At 67.8% G+C, this 1,020-nt stretch carries 1 pseudogene; it reads left to right on the forward strand.

The features are described 5' to 3' along the window. Positions 1-1,020 (forward strand): annotated as a pseudogene (locus MLGJGCBP_RS47925) (IS701 family transposase); the annotation flags it as partial.

The raw sequence follows: 1,020 nt of genomic DNA on the forward strand, positions 1-1,020 counted from the left end.
GTCCGTGAATATGTGACGGGATTGGTTGCGGGTCTGGAACGCAAGAACGGGTGGACCCTCGCCGAGCGGGCCGGTGAGATCAGCCCGGACGGGATGCAACGGTTGCTGCGGCGGGCGGACTGGGACGTCGACGGCGTCCGCGACGACGTCCGTGACTACGTGGTCGAACGCCTCGGCGATCCGGCCGGTGTCCTGGTTGTCGACGACACCGGATTCCTCAAGAAGGGCACCCGCTCGGCCGGGGTGCAACGCCAGTACTCCGGCACCGCCGGGCGGGTGGAAAACTGCCAGATCGGAGTGTTCCTCGCCTACGCCAGCGCCGCCGGCCACGCGTTGATCGACCGGGAGCTGTACCTGCCCGAATCGTGGACCTCCGACCGCGACCGGTGCCGCGCCGCCGGCATCACTGACGACGTGGAGTTCGCGACCAAACCGAGACTGGCGCAACACATGATCGCGCGCGCCCTCGACGCGCGGGTCCCGTTTTCGTGGGTCACCGCGGACGAGGCCTACGGACAGGTCAAGTACCTACGGGTCTGGCTCGAGGAACGCGATATTTCCTACGTCCTGGCCACGCGCTGCAACGACGACGTCTTCACCCCGAGCGGACGCGGCGGCCGCGCCGACGAGATGATCGCCGCAGTCCCGCCGAAACAGTGGCGGCGCATCTCCGCCGGCGACGGCGCCCACGGACCGCGCGAATACTCCTGGGCGCGGATCCCGATCTTCGATCGCTTGGGCGCCCGGTCGCGGGCACTGGCTGCTCGCGCGCCGCTCCCTCTCCGATCCGACCGAGATCGCGTACTACATCTGTGCCGGACCCAGGCGGACCACGCTCACCGAACTCGCCACCATCGCCGGATCACGGTGGCGGGTCGAGGAATGCTTCCAGCAAGCCAAGAACGAGGCCGGCCTCGACCACTACCAGGTACGCACCTATCGCGCCTGGTACGCCCACATCACCTTGTCGATGCTCGCCCTCGCCTGGCTCGCCGGGACGAAAACCCAAGCTATAAAAGG

This window comes from Rhodococcus sp. T7 (assembly GCF_009872365.1).
Classification (GTDB): domain Bacteria; phylum Actinomycetota; class Actinomycetes; order Mycobacteriales; family Mycobacteriaceae; genus Rhodococcus_F.